Below are 22,425 nucleotides of genomic sequence, written 5' to 3' on the forward strand. Positions count from 1 at the left end.
CCGTAATTGTTTTAATCACAATAACTAAGGATCTTTAAAGGCAGTTTTCAAATTTTTTTTGATTCTTTATGCATAAAAACAAAAATATGAAAAAAGTTGTATAAAAACTTGGTTTTCCAAAATGGTGTCCTTTAATGCCTCTAAATACGATCAGTTAGCTAGTAGCAACGGAGGCTGTAATGGCAGGCGAAAATAACCAAAACAACCAAAATGAAGATCTCAATGACGCGGTAGAGCAGACGGACACGAACGACGCGGGTACGCCCTCCCAACAGCAGAATCAACAAAATCAACAGAACACGATTGCGTCGACGGTAGCGACGGGTGCTGAAAATACGGATGCAGCAGACGAAGTTAACCAAGCGTTGGAAGACAATCCAACTGGGGCCGGTAATGCGGAAGAAGCATCGGTTTCTGGTGCGGCTGTTCAAGAAGAAACACCTGAAAGCGATGGAGACTCAGATGCAGCTCAATCCAATGTAGTTGGTGGTGCGGCTTCTGAAGCTGGCTCAGATAATGCAGCTGGTAGTGGCGGCGGAGCGGGTGCTGGCGCTCAAGCTGTCGGTGGCGAAAATGCCGCAGGTTCTGGAGGTGCTTCTAGCGTTGAAGGTAACGAAGAACAAAGCCAAGCTGCACGTACGTCTGCAGCTCCAAATGCTGCATCTTCTGAGTCCGACGACCAACAAGTCGGTGATGATTTAGATTCACAGACGGTAGAAGAGACATTTGCCGTTGATGTTCAAGCTTCTGACGAAGAGACTATCAGTGAAGTAGAAGACGACTTTGATTCAGAGACGGTAAGCGAAACGTTCAAAATCAAAGTGGAAAGTGAAAATGATGCACCAGAAGCTGAACAAGATCTGGCTTACATCATGGATGAAGACGGCTCCATAACATTCACTCAAGAACAATTACTCGAATACGCAAGTGATGTTGATGGCGATGAGCTGGTAGCTTCAAATGTTCAAGTTGGCGCAGATGCAACGGTTCAAGACAATGGTGATGGCACTTTCACGGTTGTTCCTTCTGCAGATTTTAACGGTGAACTTGATCTAACTTTCGATATCAGCGACGGTCAAGAAACCGTAAGCAGCGCAATTGACTTAACGGTTCGTCCTATTAATGACGCACCTGTACCAGAAGATAAAACGTTCGAAATCGAAGAAGATGGCACGCTAGTTTTCACTGATGCCGACCTTTTAACAGGTGCAACAGACATTGAAGGTGACAACCTGTCAGTTGAAGGTGTTACCTACGATGGCGGTGACGGTATTCTTACCGACAATGGCAATGGTACGTACACCTTTGCGCCAAACGAGAACTTCAATGGCGATGTAAACTTCAGTTTCGATGTGTCTGATGGTACCGATACGGTAGCGGCAAACATCGACGTAAGCGTAACAGCAGTCGATGATGCACCAGTATCTGGCGACCTAGCGTACTCAATCGATGAAGATGGTTCGATTCGTCTAAGCCAAGAGCAATTGCTTTCTCAAGCATCTGATGTGGAAGGCGATGACCTAACTGCTAGTGGTCTTACAGTTGGCGGTGATGCGACGGTTGTAGTTAACGATGACGGCAGTTTCACCATCACGCCAGATGAGAACTTCAATGGCGACATCGATATCAGCTTTGATATCTCAGATGGCTCTAATACGGTTCAAGCCTCTGCAGACTTAACCGTTAACCCAGTTAATGACCTGCCAGTACCTCAAGATCAACAGTTCAGTATTGCAGAAGACGGTACTTTACTGTTCACAGACGCGGATCTGCTTACAGGCGCGACAGACGTTGAAGGCGATAACCTAACGGTTGAAGGTATCACTTATGAAGGTACTGATGGCGTACTGACTGACTTGGGTGAGGGCTCATACAGCTTTGCTCCAAACGAAAACTTCAATGGTGATGTTAGCTTTAGCTTCGATGTGTCAGACGGTACAGATACGGTGTCTGCAAACATTGATGTAAACGTGACTCCTGAGAACGATCCGCCAGTTGCGGGTTCAACGTCCTACACGGTGAATGAAGACAATTCGATTACCATTTCTGATGCACAACTATTGGCAACATCTTCAGACATCGAAGGTGATGTATCGGTAGACAGCGTGACTTACTCGGGTAGTGATGGTGTCCTTGAAATCAATGGTAACGGCACTTACACCTTCTCGCCAAATGAGAACTTCAGCGGTGAAATTGCACTGGATGTCGTTGTTGCTGATGAAGATGGTGCGACCGACTCAACGACCGCGGGCATCAATGTTCTTGAAGTGAACGATCCGCCGGTTGCAGGCCCTACGTCTTACACCATTGATGAAGACTCAGTACTTACCTTCAGTGAGTCTCAAGTGTTGCTTAACGCCTCAGATGTAGAAGGGGATGTTGAGCTTGTGGGTATTAGCTACGATGGCCCTGAGGGTATCTTCTCAGTAAATGGTGACGGCACTTGCAGCTTCGCTCCAAATGAGAACTTTAATGGCCAAGTTCAGCTTGATGTCACCATTCGTGATGAAGATGGTGCAGAAGTGGAAACCGTCATCAATGTTGACGTATTACCAATCAATGATGCGCCAGTGTCTGGTGATTTGGCTTACAACGTTAACGAAGATGGTTCAATCACACTGAGCCAAGATCAGCTGTTGTCTCAAGCGTCCGATGTAGAAGGCGAAGATCTAACCGCAAGTGACTTAACAGTTGGTGGTGATGCGACGGTTGTAGCTAACGATGACGGCAGTTTCACCATCACACCAGATGCGAACTTCAATGGTGACATTGATATTCAATTCAACATCACTGACGGTACTGACACGGTTCAAGCAACCGCCGATCTTACTGTTAACCCAGTTAATGACTTGCCGGTTCCTCAAGACCAACAATTCAGTATCGCAGAAGACGGTACGCTTCAATTTACAGACGCCGACTTACTTACCGGTGCCACCGATATTGATGGCGATGACTTAACCGTTGAAGGTATTAGCTATACAGGTGGTGATGGCGTACTGACCGACCACGGTGATGGTACTTATACCTTTGCGCCAAACGAGAACTTCAATGGCGATGTGAACTTCAGTTTCGATGTGTCTGATGGCACAGAAACAGTCAGCGCTAACATTGATGTGAGTGTGACTCCTGAGAACGATCCGCCAGTTGCGGGTTCAACCTCATACATGGTCAACGAAGACAATGCCATCACAATTTCTGATGAGCAGTTGCTAGCAAACTCTTCTGACGTTGAAGGTGCAGTGTCGATTGACAGCGTCACTTACAGCGGCACAGATGGTGTGTTCCAAGATAATGGTGACGGCAGTTACACCTTCCTTCCTAATGAAAACTTCAGTGGCGATATCAACCTTGACGTTATTGTTGCCGATGAAGACGGTTCGATTGATGAAACCACTGCGGGCATTACCGTACTAGAAGTGAATGATCCACCGGTTGCGGGTCCAACGTCATACACCATTGATGAAGATTCGGTACTGACGTTCAGTGAATCTCAGATTCTTGTGAATGCTTCGGATGTCGAAGGCGATGTAGAGCTTGTTGGCATTAACTACGATGGCTCTGACGGTATCTTCACTGTAAATGGTGATGGTACATGCAGCTTTGCACCCAACGAAAACTTCAATGGTCAGGTTCAACTGGGTGTGACCATTCAAGATGCAGATGGCGCGACGGTAGAGACACAGATTAATGTTGATGTACTGCCAATTAACGATCCACCAGTATCGGGCGATTTGGCTTACACCATCAACGAAGACAGCTCAATCACACTAAGCCAAGATCAGTTATTGGCGCGAGCTGGTGATATTGATAGCGAGAACCTCGAAGCTATTAACCTTTCGACCGATGAAAACGCAACCATCCAACACAATGATGATGGCAGCTACACCATTACGCCTAACGCCGACTACAACGGTGACCTAGATCTGAACTTCGATATCATCGATAACGATGGTGGTTCAGTTCAAGTTGGTCTAGACATTACCGTGAATCCGGTTAATGACTTGCCACAAGCGCAAGATCAACAGTTCACGATTGAAGAAGACGGTACGTTACTGTTCACCGATGCTGACCTGCTTGCCGGCGCGTCGGATATTGATGGTGATGAACTGTCGATTGAAAACGTGCTCTACACAGGTGCAGATGGTGTTCTTAGCGATAATGGCGACGGCACATATAGCTTTGCTCCAAACGAGAACTTCAATGGTGATGTTCAATTCTCATTCGATGTCTCTGACGGTACTGATTCAACATCAGCTGTTATTGATGTCAGCGTTACGCCTGAGAATGATCCACCGGTAGCGGGCTCGACATCTTACACCGTTCAAGAAGATGGCCAAATCACGATCAGTGATGAGCAATTATTAGCGAACTCTTCAGATGCAGAGGGTGATGTTGCTCTATCGAGCGTTACTTACGCTGGTGACGATGGTTCGTTCGTTGATAACGGTAATGGCACCTACACCTTCACGCCAAATGAAAACTTCGACGGAGACATCTCACTAGATGTTGTCGTCGTTGACGAAGACGGTGCAACGGCGACAACGACAGCGGGCATTGATGTCATTGCTGTCAATGACGGCCCTGAAACGTCCGGTATTGAAGCAGAAGTCGACGAAGATAATTCAATCACTATTACTCAAGAGCAGCTGCTTGCAAATGCTACTGACGTTGAGGGTGATGAGTTAACGGCGTCTAACCTGCAAACCAACGACCCTGACGCGACAATTGTTGCTAATGACGATGGTTCATTCACCATCACGCACACTGAAAACTTCAATGGCGAGTTAGACTTCACATACAGCATCAGTGATGGTGACAACGAAGTTCTGACCACACTCGATCTAACGGTTAATCCAGTTAATGATGCGCCAGAAGCGGGCGAAGAGATCTTCATCCAAGCGCAAGAAGATCAAACGGTTGGTGTGACGCTTCGTGAAGAACCTGCACTACGTTTAGACCAAGCGCCAGAAAACGGGATCATTGAAGCGAATGTTAATGATGAGTGGGTGGTGCTGGAAGTAGGGCAAGAAGTACCGGCTGATACAGAAGTACGCTTTGTTCCAAGTGAGGGGGCTCTTGCTGAAGGCACACATACTACGCAAATTGGTACCTTCGACGATAACGCGAGCGTAGACGATTGGGGTACAGAAGTTGACCCTTACACTCGTGAGTTCTCGGATGGTGATTTAACGGTTACGGTTCAAAGTAACGATGATCCGCTTGGTGCTTGGAATGGTAACACCCACATAGGTCACGGCCTTGGTGATACCGATCGCCAAGGGTTGAGTGGTGATGAAAAACTGACTATTTCAGTTGAAGGTCAAGACATCAATGAAATCAGTTTCCACCTAGATGGTTTAGGTGGTTGGTTCATGGAAGAATCGCGTCACTTTACAGAAGTAGAAATCAAAGCGTTCAATGAGGACGGTGACCTAATTGACTCGATGACTTACCACAAAGAAGACCGTGGTACTTTCGAGACAGATTACACGCTAACGGTTGATCAACCAGTGTCTTACTTTGAGCTTGGTACAGTTCAAGGAAATGGTACTTATGTTGTTCAAAATATGACCGTGTCACAAACTTGTCATGATGAAGCCGTGTTCACATCGATTGGTGTAGACGGTTCAGAAATTACCGAAACGGTTGAGTTGAATATCCATGCGGGTGACAACGAAATCGAACTAACGGCTGATCTTCCGAATATTACTGTCGATACCGATGGTTCTGCCCAGTTTGCTTCGGTTGTGATTACCGAAGAGCAACTACTGGCGCAAGCATCTGATATTGATGGCGACGACCTTGATATTGAAAATCTCGAGCTAGTGGGTGAAAACTCAGAGCATGCAACACTGATTGACAACGGTGATGGTACTTGGACGGTGACACCAGATGAAAACTTCTACGGTGAAATTGAGCTGGGTTACCAAGTTTCTGATGGTGAACTGACTGATGACAACATAATTAACATCAACTTTGAGTCAGTGAATGATGCGCCAATCGTTTCTGGTCCAATGGTTCTATCGACAGACGAAGACCAAGGTATTGCGTTCAGTGCTGATGATTTACTGGCGAACACCACAGATGTAGAAGGTGATGCGCTGTCTATTTCTGACATCACTTACGGTGGTGATGACGGTGATTTAGTCGACAATGGTGATGGTACATTTACCTTCATGCCGAATGAAAACTTCAATGGTGAAATCGACATTGATTACAAGGTATTCGATGGCACCGATGAAGTTGCAACCCATCTAGATCTGACCGTTGTACCTGTTAATGATGTGCCGGTTCCGGGCGAGCCATTGCACACCCAAATGCTTGAAAACGGCTCTATGATCATCGAAGCGAAAGACCTATTGTCTGGCGCGACCGATGTTGATGGCGATATCCTGCATGTTGAGAATCTACTGCTTGTTGACCAATCACAAGGTACATTAACAGACAATGGAGACAATACTTTCACATTCGAACCTGCAGAGGACTTCTACGGTGAAGTGAATCTGACCTTCGATATCAGTGACGGTCAAGCCAGTGCACCAAGTACTGCAAGAGTAGACGTTGAAATTGTCAACGAAGGCCCTGAAGTGAGCGGCCCAATTGAAGCCGCTGTTGATGAAGATGGTTCAATCACTATCACTCAAGAGGATCTGTTAGCGAATGCAACGGATGTCGATGGCGATAACCTTGAAGCGGTTAACTTTGCGACCAACGATCCAAATGCGGTTGTTGTAGAAAACCCAGACGGTAGCTTCACGATTACACCAAGTGCTGATTTCTTTGGTGAGATTGAATTTACTTACGATGTCACTGACGCGATCGAAACTGTTGCAGCTGACCTTAACCTAACCGTAAACCCTATCAATGATGCACCAGACGTTCCAGACATGTCTTTCACTACGGAAGACGGTCAAGCGATCACCATTACAGAAGCTGAACTACTAGCACAAGCGACAGATGTTGAAGGTGATGAGCTTTCTGTACTGAACGTGACAAGTGCGAGTGATACGGTAGATGTGACAGACAATGGTGATGGCACATACACATTAACGCCAGAGCAGGGTTTCTTCGGCAATGTTGACTTAACGTTTGATGTGAGTGACGGCACCGACGTGGTGGCTGCAAACATCGACCTAAAAGTTGAGTTCGCTAATGATGCACCAGAAGTAACACCAATGGTTGCGGATGTCGACGAAGATGGTTCAATTCTCGTTACACAAGCGATGTTGCTGGAGAACGCGAGTGACCAAGATGGTGATGAACTGTTTGCTAGCGCGCTAGAAACCAACGATCCGAATGCAAGTATCGTAGACAATGGCGATGGTACTTACACAGTAACACCTTCGGAAAATTTCAATGGTGATATCGCATTCACCTATGAAGTGAGTGATGGTGAGCTAAGTACCGCCAATGACATGACATTGACCGTGAATCCGGTGAATGACATTCCAATTGTTGCCCCAGGCATGTACCACATCGAAGAGGATGGCAGCATCCTGTTCACTCAAGAAGATCTATTGAGCGGTGCGATTGATATTGATGGCGATGACCTTAGCGTTACCAGCATCAATTACTCTGGTGATGAAGGCACGGTAACCGATAACGGTGATGGCACGTTTAGCTTCGTTCCTGAAGAACACTTTAGTGGTGACCTGCAGTTCAGCTTTACGGTTACCGACGGCACTGATGAGGTAGAACAAGACATTAGCGTTCATATTGAAGCGGTCGCGGATGCACCGGATCTTGTGATAACCGATGGCGACGGCGTTAACGTTGATGATGAAGCAATTCTGGTTGAGCCAGGCGGCATTGTTGAACTGAACATTGCAGCGGCGCTTGTCGATCAAGACTTGTCTGAAACACTTACCGTAACGGTTGATGGTGTGCCAGAAGGTTCGGTTATTCAATACGATAACGAAGGCGTTCTGAATGACCAAGAGAACGGCATCACCAGTTACAACGACACTGAAATTGCAGTAACGTTTGAAGGTGAAACGGCAGGTTACCAAAACGCAGCGGGTTACTACAAAGTCGATGAAGACGGTAATATCACGGGTGTTGAGGTTGTTTACGAAAACGCGTCACAATTTGGCGGCGGCGGTGACCTTGTTCCAGGACAAGACCAGTTCAGCTTCCAAGTTGAAGAAGGTGAAAGTTTCAATCTGTTCTTGATTCCAAACGGACATCAGCACAATGACTTTGACGCGATGCAAGACGGTCAGTACGAGTTCCGTGCTGAGGATGGTTCACCTGCGAAAATGGATACGGTTGATCCTCAACTTGTATTTGTTGCTGCCGATGGCACTGAAACTGTAGTTCAAGGGCAGAATGGTGACGCGATCTTCCATGGTGGTTCAAGCGCTCAACTAAACCAAGATGGTATCGAACATACGCGTACCACTGTTAATGAAGATGGCGAGCTCGTTTACGGATTTGAAGATTTGTATGGCGGCGGTGATGCTGACTATTCAGACTTCAACTTCACAATCGATGTGGGTGAAGTGAACAGCCAAATCTACAGTGGTGAAGTGACGGTTGGTCCTGATGGTACGGTGAACTTACCAACAACGGCTATCGAAAATGCGCTACAGATCCAGTTACCAGAAGACTTCAATGAGCAGCTTGAAGTTCATGTAACCGCAACTGCGACAGAGTTATCGAATGATGATTCTGAAACGGTTTCCCAAACCATTTACATTAACGCGACAGGCGCACACATTGAGCATGCACCTGAAGCACTTCCTGTTGCAGCAACAGTGGAAGAAGATGGTTCTATCATCATTACGCAAGAAGACTTGCTAGCTAATGCTCGTGATTTAGATGGCGACCAACTAACAGCGCTTAACTTAGCGACTGATGACGACAGCGTAACTATCACAGATAACGGGGATGGTACTTACACATTAACGCCAGATGCTGACTTCAATGGCGATGTTAGCTTTACGTTTGATGTGTCTGATGGCGATGATGTTGTCTCTACCAACCTAGAGCTAACAGTTTCACCAGTGAACGATGGTCCAGAAGCACAAGACCAAGCATTCACAGTCGGTGAAGATGGCGTGTTAACGTTCAATGACCAAGACCTATTAACGGGTGCGACGGACATTGAAGGGGACGACCTAAGCGTTGAAGGTGTGACTTACACTGGCGCAGATGGTGTTCTAACCGATAATGGCGATGGTACATACAGCTTCGCGCCAAACGAAAACTTCAATGGCGATGTAAACTTCTCGTTCAATGTATCAGATGGTACCGATACGGTAACCGCTAACATTGATGTCAGCGTGACGCCAGAGAATGATCCACCTGTCGCGGGTAGCACGTCTTACACGGTTCATGAAGACAATTCCATCACGATCAGCAACGAACAATTGTTAGCGAACTCTTCAGATATTGAAGGGGAAGTGGCGATTGATAGTGTTACCTATAGTGGCAGTGATGGTGTGCTTGAAATCAACGGTAACGGTACATACACCTTCTCTCCAAACGAGAACTTTAATGGCGAAGTTAGCCTAGATGTGGTTGTTGTAGATGAAGACGATGCAGCCGTATCGACGACTGCGGGCATTACGGTTCTAGAAGTGAACGATCCGCCAGTTGCTGGCCCAACGTCTTACACTATCGATGAAGACTCGGTACTGACCTTTAATGAGTCTCAAGTTCTGCTGAACGCCTCTGATATTGAAGGTGACGTACAACTTGTTGAGATCAACTACGACGGCCCAGACGGAATCTTCTCAATCAATGGTGACGGCACATGTAGCTTTGCACCGAATGAAAACTTCAACGGCCAAGTGCAATTGGATGTGACCATTCAAGATGAAGACGGCGCTCAAGTTGATACTCATATTACGGTTGATGTCCTACCAATCAATGATGTTCCAGTATCAGGAGACTTGGCATACAGCGTTGAGGAAGACGGTTCGATTACCTTGAGCCAAGAGCAACTTCTTTCTCAAGCTAGCGATGTAGACGGAGACGACCTTACTGCTTCTAACTTAATTGTTGATGGAGACGCGACAGTTGTTTCTAACGATGATGGTAGCTTTACCATTACGCCAGATGCGAACTTCAATGGCGACATTGATCTAACGTTCGACATTAGCGACGGTACCGATACGCTGGTTGCGACGGCTGACCTCACCGTTAATCCAGTTAATGACCTTCCACAACCACAAGATCAAACGTTCAGCATTGGCGAAGACGGCTTCTTGAACTTCACAGATGAAGACTTGCTAACAGGTGCTACCGATATCGATGGGGATGACCTATCGGTTGAAGGTGTGACTTACACTGGCGCCGACGGTGTTCTTACTGACAATGGCGACGGAAGCTACAGCTTTGCGCCAAACGAGAACTTCAATGGTGATGTGAACTTCAGTTTTGATGTGTCAGATGGCACGGATACCGTTCAGGCCAACATTGATGTCAGCGTGACACCAGAGAACGATCCGCCTGTTGCGGGTAGCACGTCTTACACAGTTCATGAAGACAACTCAATTACCATCAGCGATGAGCAGCTTCTAGCTAACTCTTCGGATATTGAAGGTGATGTTGCCGTTGATAGCGTGACTTACTCTGGCACAGACGGCGTCTTTGAAGACAATGGTGACGGTACTTACACCTTCTCACCAAACGAAAACTTCAACGGCGAAGTTAGCCTTGATGTTGTCGTTACCGATGAAGAGGGTGCAACTGAATCGACCACAGCGGGTATTACTGTACTTGAGGTGAACGATCCACCAATCGCAGGTTCAACCAGCTACTCAGTCAACGAGGACGAAGTTATCACCATCAGTTCAGAGCAACTGTTGGCGAACGCTTTTGATATCGAAGGTGAAGTGGCGATTGATAGCGTTAGCTACACAGGCTCAGACGGTATCTTTACCGACAATGGTGACGGAACATTCAGCTTCGCACCAAACGCTAACTTCGATGGCGATGTAAGCCTTGATGTTGTCGTTACTGACGAAGAAGGCGCAACCGTAGCGACCAACGCAAGCATTGATGTTCTGCCTGTTAATGATGCTCCGGTATCGGGCGACTTGGCGTACAGCGTGGACGAAGATGGTTCAATTACCCTGAGCCAAGAGCAATTACTTGCTCAAGCGAGTGATGTGGATGGCGATGACTTAACAGCGGCTAACCTGACCGTTGGTGGTGATGCGACAGTTACTGCAAACGATGATGGTAGTTTCACTATCACGCCAGATGCTAACTTCAATGGCGACATTGATTTGAACTTCGACATTACCGATGGTGATGCGACGCTTCAAGCAACAGCTGACCTAACGGTTAACCCAGTTAATGACTTGCCAACAGTCGGTGAGCCACAATTTGTGACTCAAGAAGACACCAGCTTTACCTTCACAGAAGAGCAACTGCTGCAAAATGCGGGCGACATTGATGGCGATAACCTATCGGTTGAAAATGTGGCTTCAGATAGCGGTACTTTGGTTGATAACGGCGACGGTACTTACACATTCGCACCGAATGAAAACTTCGACGGCAATGTAAATGTGACGTTCGACGTGAATGACGGTACCGCGACAGTACCAGCAGAAGCGACAATTGATGTTCAATCTGTGGTTGATATGCCAGAGCTGTCGATTGCGTCTGACCTAGTGATTGCGTCAGACAACTTCGAGTCTGGCTCAAACGGTTGGAATACCGGTACTGAAAGCTCACAAGGCTTCGAATCAGGTGACATGCTAGGTCGTATTGGTGGCACTGGTGGCGATGAAGCAGTCAGCAAAACTTACGACATTCCAAGTGATGTGAGCGAAGTTAATATCTCGTTCAGTTTCTACGAAATTGATTCTTGGGATGGTGAGTCATTCCAAATCTTTGTCGGCGGCGAAGAGCTAACTTCGTTAGACAACTCGGCGTTCCAAACTCAAGATGGCACTACAACATTGTACGATTCAGCGGGCAATGAAGTGGGTGAAGTTGTTCACGGCGTGTCGCAAGGTGAAGGCTTCAGTGGTTGGAACGACCAAGCGCACCAAATCAACCTAACGGTACCCGTTGAAGACGGCCAACTTGAGTTAGGCTTCGGTTCAACCTTGAACCAAGGTGTGAGTGATGAGTCGTTTGGTATCGACAACATCGAAATCACAGTGTCTGACGCGGATTACCAAATCATTGGTACCGAAGATACACCTGTACCACTCGATATTGATGCCGCTCTAACCGATACCGATGGTTCAGAAAACCTTGCTATTTTGATTGAAGATGTGCCGGAAGGCAGCTCGCTTTCTGCAGGTACTGATAACGGTGATGGCACTTGGTCATTGCAACCTGGCGAGCTAGAAGGGCTAGAGTTTATCCCTTCAGGTGACTTCAATGGGGATGTGGTTCTAACCGTGAATGCGACGTCGACTGATGTTGATACGGGCACCACCGCAACGGCAACACAAGATGTGACGATTCATATCTCGCCAGCGAATGATGCTCCAGAAGTTGATGGTGACATCAGTGCTGTGACAGCCGAAGACAACAGCATCACGCTAACTCAAGAGCAGTTGCTAGAGCACGCTGTTGATATTGATGGTGATGATTTATCAGCAATCAACCTAACTACCAATGATGAAAATGCGACCGTTCAAATGAACGACGATGGCAGCTTCACCATTACACCGAGTGAAAACTTCAACGGTAATATCGAATTTAGTTACGATGTAACCGATGGGGAAGACATGGTCGCGGCTGGCCTAGACTTGACGGTAACACCTGTCAATGATGCGCCAGAGCCACAAGACCAAGCATTCACTATTGGTGAAGATGGGGTTCTTAACTTCACTGACGCTGACCTGTTAACGGGTGCAACGGATGTTGAAGGTGATAACCTAACAGTCGAAGGTGTGACATATACGGGTGCTGATGGTGTGCTTACCGACAATGGTGACGGAAGCTACAGCTTTGCGCCAAACGAGAACTTCAATGGTGATGTGAACTTCAGCTTTGATGTGTCAGATGGCACGGATACGGTTCAAGCCAACATTGATGTGAGCGTGACGCCTGAGAACGATCCACCAGTGGCAGGCAGCACGTCTTACACTGTGCATGAAGACAACTCAATCACGATCAGTAATGAACAGTTATTAGCCAACTCTTCAGATATTGAAGGTGAAGTTGCGATTGATAGCGTGACTTACACTGGCAGTGATGGTGTGTTTGAAGACAACGGTGACGGGACGTACACCTTCTCGCCAAACGAGAACTTCAATGGTGATGTGAGCTTAGCGGTTGTTGTTACCGATGAAGAAGGGGCAACAGAAGCGACCACAGCGGGAATCACTGTACTTGAGGTGAACGATCCGCCAATCGCAGGCTCAACCAGTTACTCAGTAAACGAAGATGAAGTTATCACCATCAGTGCAGAGCAACTGTTGGCGAACGCTTCTGATATTGAAGGTGAAGTGGCGATTGATAGCGTGAACTACACAGGCGCTGACGGCATCTTTACTGACAACGGTAACGGCACATTCAGCTTTGCACCGAACGCAAACTTCGATGGCGATGTTAGCCTCGATGTCGTGGTGACTGATGAAGACGGTGCGACAGTAGCCACCAGCGCAAGTATTGATGTTCTTCCAATTAACGATCCACCAGTATCGGGTGACTTGGCATACAGCATTGATGAAGATGGTTCGATTACTCTGACTCAAGAGCAATTGCTATCTCAAGCCTCGGATGTGGATGGTGATGATCTGACCGCAAGCAACTTAAGCGCAGGCGATAATGCAACCGTTGTTGATAATGGTGATGGCACCTTTACGGTAACGCCAGATGCGAACTTCAATGGCGATATCGACCTAAGCTTTGATATTTCGGACGGCACTGAGTCGATTGTGACGAACGCCGATCTGACGGTAAACCCAGTCAACGACTTGCCAACGACATCTGATGTTTATGCGAACGTTGATGAAGATAATGTCATCACTATCACACAGGAGCAGTTACTTGCGAATGCCGCTGATATTGAGGGCGACGACCTTGTCGCTTCCGAGTTAACATTAGTGGGTGACGATGCAACGATTGTCGACAATGGCGATGGCACGTTCTCAATCACTCCAAGCGAAAACTTCAATGGCTACATCGATGTTGCCTACAGCATCAGCGATGGCGACACACCAATTGCCGCTAACTTAGGCTTGACCGTTGACCCAGTTAACGACGCGCCAATTGTTTCTGCTGATGTGGCGATAACCATTGAAGAAGACGGTTCATACACCATTACTCAAGAAGAGCTCCTACAATTCGCGACTGACATTGAAGACGATGACATGACCGCAATTATTGGAGAGCAAGGCGATGAAACGACCGTTACCGGTACTGTGTTGGATGCTGAAACCAGTAATCCAGTGTCTGGTGCAGAAGTCACCCTGACCGACAGCGTTGGCAATAGCTACACCACAGTAACGGATGATTCAGGTAATTACTCTGTTACAGGTTCAGTCGTTGACCAAGGTACCGTTACGATTGAACAAGAAGGCTCTATTACTAGCAGCTTCCTAGTTCCAGCTGGTGAAGATACCAACGGTGGCGTAACCGCAATATCGGAAGTACTTGAAGAAACAGATATGCGTATCGTGGTCACATGGGGTGACAGCCCACGTGATATGGATAACCACCTATGGCTCTACGATACAGAGAATGGCAATGAGCTAGACCATATTTACTATCGCGACATGAGCCATGATCTTGGTGAAGGTAACGTTGTTCAGCAAGATGTAGATGACACAAATGGTGGCGGCCCTGAAACCATCACCATTCCAAACTACCAAGATGCGGACATGCACTATTCAGTACACAACTACACTAACAGAAGTTGGGATGTAGATGGTGTTGAAGATGTACAAGTTCAGGTGTTTGTAGGTGATACATTGGTTGAAACCTTCAGCCCAGATTTATCTGATACCTCATCGGGTGACCACTGGCATGTATTCGATATCGTGAATGGCATTATTGTACCAAGTCAAGATGTCGGCACTCAAAATGCGTTCGATTTGCCAACGGCAGAAGAAGCGCTTGCGAATGAAAACGGTATTGATATCTCAGAATTGCTAACCGGCGATGAAGGTGATGACTCTGGTGATACGGGCGGAAACGAACCAAGTGTTGGAGATGTTTCAATTGAGAACGCTCTTATCACTGACAATGGTGACGGTACTTACACCATTACACCGGAAGAGAACTTCAACGGTGAATTCTCCATTAGCTATAACGTGGACGATGGCAACGGTGGGGTTACGCCTGCGGAACTTGACGTGACCGTAACAGCAGTTAATGACCTTTCGGTTATTTATGACCACGACTATACCATCAATGAAGATGGCTCACTGACCTTCACTGATGAGCAGTTACTCGCTGGTGCAACGGATATCGATGGCGACGACCTTTCTGTTGAATCTGTTAACTACGAAGGCACCGAAGGTGTGTTTACGGATAACGGCGACGGTACTTATACCTTTGCTCCAAACGAGAACTTCAATGGTAATGTCGACCTAACTTACGATGTGAGTGATGGTACAGATGTTGTGTCGGCGAATATTGATGTTCAAGTGGTTCCAATCAACGACGTACCGGTAGCAGGTTCTACAACTTACAGCGTTGAAGAAGACGGCAGTATCACCCTAAGCGATGCACAGCTTCTGGCGAATAGCTCGGATGTTGAAGGGGAAGTGTTTGTCAGCGATGTAAGCTACAGCGGCACTGATGGTGTGTTCACTGATAATGGTGATGGTACTTACACCTTCTCGCCAAACGAAAACTTTAACGGTGACATCAGCCTTGATGTGTCTGTTATGGATGAAGATGGCGCAACCGCTGAAACAACCGCTGGCATCGACGTAATTGCCGTCAATGACTTGCCAGTTGCAGGTTCAACGACCTACAGCGTTGACGAAGATAACGTGATTACCATCTCTGAAGCGCAGCTTCTTGCGAACAGCTCAGATATTGAAGGTGATGTATCCGTTAGCGACGTTTCCTACTCAGGTGCAGACGGTATCTTCACTGACAATGGCGATGGTACTTACAGCTTCGCACCAAATGAAAACTTCAACGGCAATGTCAGCCTAGATGTCACCGTTGCAGATGAAGACGGTGCAACCGCTCAAACGACTGCGGGTATTGATGTTATCGCAGTCAACGACGCACCAGTATCGGGTGACTTGGCTTACTCAGTGGATGAAGATGGTTCAATCACGCTAAGCCAAGAGCAACTACTTGCTCAAGCATCGGATGTGGACGGCGATGATCTTACCGCTGCCAACCTAACTGCGGGTGATAACGCTACAGTTACGGCAAACGATGATGGTTCATTTACCATTACCCCAGATGCCGACTTCAATGGCGATATTGACCTAAGCTTCGACCTTTCTGATGGTACTGAAACAGTTGTTGCAACGGCCGACCTTACTGTGAATCCAGTGAATGACATCGCAGTTGTAGAAGATGTCGCCTACACCATTGAAGAAGACGGTTCACTTACCTTTACTGACGAGCAACTGCTAGCGGGTGCTTCTGATATTGATGGTGATGAGCTTTCAGTTGCCGATGTGTCTTACACTGGCGCAGAGGGTGTGTTCACCGACAATGGCGATGGCACTTACACCTTTGCACCGAACGAGAACTTCAATGGTGACGTAAGCCTGGACTTCTCAGTATCTGACGGCACTGAGACAGTCGATGCAAACATCGACGTAACGGTAACAGACGTTAACGATGCACCAGTGGCAGGCGCAACGTCTTACCAAATGAACGAAGATGGCACCATCACATTGAGCCCTGAGCAGTTGATTGCTAATAGCTCCGATGTGGACGGTGAAGTGTCGCTTGATAGCGTGAGCTACTCAGGTGCAGACGGTATCTTGGTTCAAAATGAAGATGGTTCGGTAACGTTCGCACCAAACGAAAACTTTAACGGCGACATCAACCTTGATGTGACGGTTATTGATGACGACGGTGCAACGGCTCAAACCACCGCTGGTATTGAAGTTATTGCAGTTAACGACGCACCAGTGGCCGGAAACGTGGCTTACTCGGTTGATGAAGACGGTTCAATTACGCTATCTCAAGAGCAGTTGCTGGCTAACGCATCCGATGTTGATGGTGATGCACTAACCGCAAGCAACCTATCTGCAGGTGACAATGCGACTGTAACAGCGAACGAAGATGGTTCATTTACTATCACTCCGGATGCTGATTTCAACGGTGACATTGATTTGAGCTTCGATGTGTCAGATGGCCTTGAAACTGTTCAAGCTGGCGTCGACCTAACGGTTAACCCAGTCAATGACCTACCAACAGCAGAAGACCAAAACTTTACTGTTGAGGAAGATGGAACGCTAATCTTCACGGATGCAGACCTACTAGCAGGTGCTGCAGACATTGACGGCGATGACTTGTCTATCGTTGACGTGTCTTACACGGGCGCAGAAGGTGTGTTCACTGATAACGGTGACGGCACTTATAGCTTTGCTCCGAACGAGAACTTCAATGGCGATGTAAATCTTGGCTTCACAGTGACTGATGGCACTGAGACTGTCGATGCCAATATTGGTGTGACGGTAACGGATGTTAACGATGCGCCGGTAGCGGGTTCTACGTCTTACCAAATGAACGAAGATGGCACCATCACAATCAGCCCTGAGCAGTTAATTGCTAATAGCTCTGACGTTGATGGTGAAGTGTCGCTTGAAAGCGTGACTTACTCAGGCTCTGACGGCACCTTGGTTCAAAACGATAATGGATCTGTGACCTTCACGCCAAACGAGAACTTTAATGGTGATATCAGCCTAGATGTGGTCGTGACCGATGATGACGGTGCAACGGCAACAACAACGGCAGGTATCGAAGTTCTGGCTGTGAACGATGGACCAGAATCTGAGGAAGTGAAACTAACCACAGCCGAAGACAGCACCATCCTTATCACACAAGACATGTTGTTAGCTCAAGCTACCGACATCGATAACACCGCAGATGAGCTGTCAGCTTCGGGTCTACAAATCGACCCTAGCTTAGGTGAGTTGCTAGATAACGAAGATGGTACTTGGTCATTTACGCCAAACGAAAACTTCAACGGCGATGTGCCAATGACGTTTAACGTTAGCGATGGCCAAGAGACAATTTCAGTCGACGGCAACATCGATGTTACTCCAGTGAATGATGCACCTGAAGCGCCAATGATTGAGATGCAAGGCGAAGAAGATGTGGTTATGGTGATTGACCCAGCTTACATCGCGGATCAAGTGACAGACCTTGATGGCGACGAGATCAGCATTGAGAGCATCACAGTTCGAGCTCCAGCGAACGCGACCTTAACTCAGCAACCAGACGGCATGTATCACTTAGTGACTACTCAAGACTTTAATGGCTTAGTGGAACTGGGTTATCAAGCGACTGACGGTGAAGAAATGGTTGATGGCTCGCTGAATGTGGATGTCATTCCGGTTAACGACGCACCATTCAATGTCGGCAACGCAATGATGACCACAGACGAAGATGGCGCGTTCACCTTCGATGCTGGCGACTTGATGAACTTGTTCGGTGACATTGATACCGCTGACCTTGTTGTTTCTCGCATTATCACCGCCGACGGTGAAGATGGCGGAGAAGTAACAGACAACGGTGATGGTACGTGGACATTCACACCAACAGGCGACTTTGCGGGTGTTTCTGACCTACAAGTTGTCGTGAGTGACGGTGAGTTTGAAACCGTTCTCGATGTTCCTGTGTTCGTACGTCCTGTCGCAGATGGCGCGGTTATTTCAACTGACCATGACGGTCCATTGGTGTTCGGTGAGGATGAAACCGGTCACTTAGGACTGAATGTTGGCCTAGTCGATGATTCAGAAACACTAAGTAACCTAGTGATGACAGGTTTCCCTGTTGGATTCGAGGTAACAGATGGTGTGAATACCGTGATGATCACCGAGCCGGGTCAATACATCGACCTGTTCGATTGGGATATCTCAAACATTCAAATGACGCCTCCTGAAGACTTCCATGGTGAGTTCTTCGTAACCGTAAGCGCAACAACGGTTGATTACGGAGATGAGCCGGAAGCGTTTGAAGATGGCATCAATTCTGGTGATTTCGAAACCGTAGCGGGTGATTCCATCATCCTAACGGCGGACGACCTAATCGGTTTGGCTGAGAATGTGGATGCCGACAGCGATGATGAAGTGAAACTGGTTCATCTTGCCGACCGCAGCCAAGGTGAGATTGTCGATAATGGCGATGGCACTTGGACGTTCACACCAGCACCAGGCTTCACTGGCGAAGCAGATATAGCTTACGTGGTTGATAAAGATGGTGTGCTTCATGATGAGCAAACTGGCGTAGTCGTGAAAGAAGGCGACTCGCAAGAGAATGCGGCACCAGAAGTTAACAGTATCACGACGACGGAAATCGCAGCGGATGCAACCTTGTCGTTCACTGATGAAGACATGTTAGCGAATCTGAGCGATGCAGAAGGCGATAGCTTGAGCATTGAGTCTGTGAGCTTGATGGAAGGTCAGGGCGTAATTGAGAGCGATAACCAAGGTAACTATCAATTCACACCAGCTGAAGACTACACCGGTGATGTTCAAATTGGGTTTATTGCGACTGATGGCGAAAATCGTATCGAAAGCTTCTTCAATGTGGATATCCAAGGCGGAGATGAAGCTGCGGCGAGCGAAGGTTATGCCTTAGCTGATGATGGTTCACTAACTATCACGGATGCACAGCTGGTGGATGAATTGGGCGTGAGTGATTCTGCACAAGTTGTTGATGTTGCAGACGCGAACGATGCTGGCTTCTTTGCCGAATCAGGTGAAGGTGAGTGGACTTACTGGCCGAACGAAGACTTCGATGGCAACTTAGCGATGAATGTTGAAGTTAACGACGGCGGTGAAGTATCAAGTCACAGCTTAAGCATCCAAGTTGAAGATGATTCAGTACAAAGTGATGAACCACAAGTCCAAGCTGCTCAAGAAACAGAAGAGCAACAAGTGGAAGTGGCTCAACAAGCTGATGACCAAGCTCAAGATGCTGAAACTGAAGACAGTACAGCAGATGTAACCGCGGCACCGGGTGATACCATCTCTATCTCGATTCCAGATGAGGTGAGTGGTAACGAATCGGTTGATTACGCTGATATGTCTGGCTTACCTGAGGGCGCTACTGTGAGCAACGCACTGGATAACGGTGATGGTAGCTTCACAATCAGTGGCAACCTAGAGCAGCCTGTATCCGTTGAACTTCCAGAAGGTTATGAAGGTACTAGCGAGATCCAATTCCAAGGTTACGACGAATTGGGTAGTTCAATAGACGGTGCTAGCGGTTCTGTTGAAGTTGAGGTCGATGATCAATACACCATGCAAGGTTCTACTCAAGAGCAGCAACCGGACATGGCCGGTATGGAATCTGGAGGCAGCGACTGGACAAGTTCAGGTGGTCAAGATCAAGGTGTTGACTTCACGGATGACTCTGGAAGCTTCGATTCAGATTCTCAAACTGGAACTGATCAAGGCAACGACTTCGACCAAAGCTCGATTTAATCGAGAGGGCTTGGTTTTAGTCTGAACCGACATTTAGTCTAAACCAACAAGCAGATAGGGCAGCGTAATGTTGCCCTCGTTAAAGCCATGCAGACTCGCCTTTGCGTGGCTTTTTTATTTGCTTTTGTCTCGCTAAATAAACTTGAGAACAGATAAAAATGTCCTTAATTATTAGAAGAGTTAATTAAAAGGAGGGACGACATGTATCGTTATGTCAGTTCACCGCAAGCGTCGAGATACATCGTGCCACCACCTCAACATCGTGAATTGTCGAGTGTCGATGTTCCTGAGTCTGAATTGGAGATGCGAGAAATTCTAAATAATTGGTTAGCCGATGGTTTGGCTCCGATTATTCAAAGTGATGACGATTACATTGCGGCAAGCGACCAAGTTCGATTTGAGAAACTTAGCCGCACGGTCGGCATGTTACTTAGGAACAAAGACTATTACTTTGCAACTAAGCGTATCCTATCTTTGTGGGAGCAAAATTGCCTTGAAACCACCTATGTTAATTATCTCATTCTACGCAGCGAAAGAGCCACTTCGTTAAGGTGATTAAACGCAGCCTGGGTTCGCTGAACATGATTGCTTGTTTTGAGAGCTATGATGACTCAAGTTTGCTAAGAAAGCAGGCAAACAAAAAGGGCAAGCTTTGAGGCTCACCCTTAAGGTTCTTTCTTTACTTAACGTTACAGTTTTTACTGACCGTTATTTTCACCTAATTCTATACAGGTGCGACTTAGACCCAGCCATCAAATTTCAGTCGTTTTTGAATTCTCTCGACCGCTTCTTTCTGCATCTGTCTAACTCGCTCATTAGAGACATTCACATCCAACATTTGTCCAACCTCAGACAGTGTTTTCACCTTGTTGTCGAAGAAACCAAAACGGTGAATAAGAACCTTCTGCAATTTAGGTGGCAGTGTGTTTATGATCTGCTCTAGCGCATGTGTAAATGATTGGTCTTCACAGTCTTGTTGAGGATCGGGGATGTATTCACTTTCGCACTGTTCAAGTACAAGTGGTGCGTGGCTGATACCAACCGTCGTTGTTACGTCAATAAACCCGCTTAACGCAACCAGTTGATCGACACGTTCAGCTTTTACGCCTGAGCTATTCGATAATTCTGAGATCGAGATTTCTTTGCGCATTTTTTTGCTTACATCGAGCTTCTTTGATGCAAGGCTATTAATTTCTTTACACACATGAGCAGGTAAGCGAACGGTACGACCTTTATTCATTAAGGCCGCTTCAATATTTTCGCGAATCCACCACACAGCATAAGTGGAAAAACGATAGCCGGGTTCTGGATCGTACTTATCGATGGCCTTGATTAAGCCAATATTCCCTTCTTCGATAAGGTCGAGCAGTGTGAAGTTGTTGCCTTTGCGTTTTAGATAACTTTTTGCGATTTTTACAACGAGGCGTAGATTCGATTCGATCATGATGTCACGTGCATGTTTGTCACCCGCACGATTCAACTTTGCGTAATACAATTCATCTTCACGCGATAACAGATCAATGCCCACGATATCCTTTAGATAGTGAGCGTAAGGTTCTGTAGCAGTAGTAAATGATTCTTTAATGGGAGTTTCATTCGTGAGCCCCTGAAACGCAGCAAAACTGTCATTGTTCATTTCCTTGTCCTTATCTAGCCGACTGAACGTTTTATTTATTTTATTATTATGTTACCAGGTGAATAACACTTGGTTTCATTAAAGTGTAGGTAACAGTTTCTTCTTTACCAATAAATAAAATGCAATTTCGTATGTTTATGTCACAAAAAATTCTACAAATATTTAACTGTTTTGCATCCCATCGAGTGTGACGGTTTTTTGTTCAAGACATGTATGTAGGAGGTCTATAAAGTGTTG

Annotated in this window: 3 protein-coding genes; 2 read left to right on the top strand and 1 reads right to left on the bottom strand. The window is 46.9% G+C overall.

All coding sequences use genetic code 11. The features are described from left to right. Nucleotides 1–179: 179 nt before the first annotated feature. Both ACED42_RS01635 and ACED42_RS01640 read left to right on the top strand, forming a co-directional pair. The gene (locus tag ACED42_RS01635) at nt 180–20,552 is read left to right on the top strand and encodes a tandem-95 repeat protein (RefSeq protein ID WP_371701129.1); all 20,373 of its coding nucleotides are present in this window, start codon (nt 180–182) and stop codon (nt 20,550–20,552) included. Between the two features lie 201 nt (nt 20,553–20,753). Then, nucleotides 20,754–21,107 (top strand): hypothetical protein, encoded by a 354-nt coding sequence (locus ACED42_RS01640; RefSeq protein ID WP_371701131.1) that lies wholly within the window; start codon nt 20,754–20,756, stop codon nt 21,105–21,107. Nucleotides 21,108–21,291: 184 nt separating this feature from the next. Here ACED42_RS01640 and ACED42_RS01645 read toward each other — a convergent pair whose 3' ends face one another. Beyond that, complete coding sequence (locus tag ACED42_RS01645; RefSeq protein WP_371694476.1) at nt 21,292–22,188, bottom strand: RNA polymerase sigma factor RpoD/SigA; 897 nt, start codon at nt 22,186–22,188, stop codon at nt 21,292–21,294. Between the last annotated feature and the right edge of the window lie 237 nt (nt 22,189–22,425).

The organism is Vibrio sp. FF145 (genome assembly GCF_041439075.1).
Lineage (GTDB): Bacteria > Pseudomonadota > Gammaproteobacteria > Enterobacterales > Vibrionaceae > Vibrio > Vibrio tasmaniensis_A.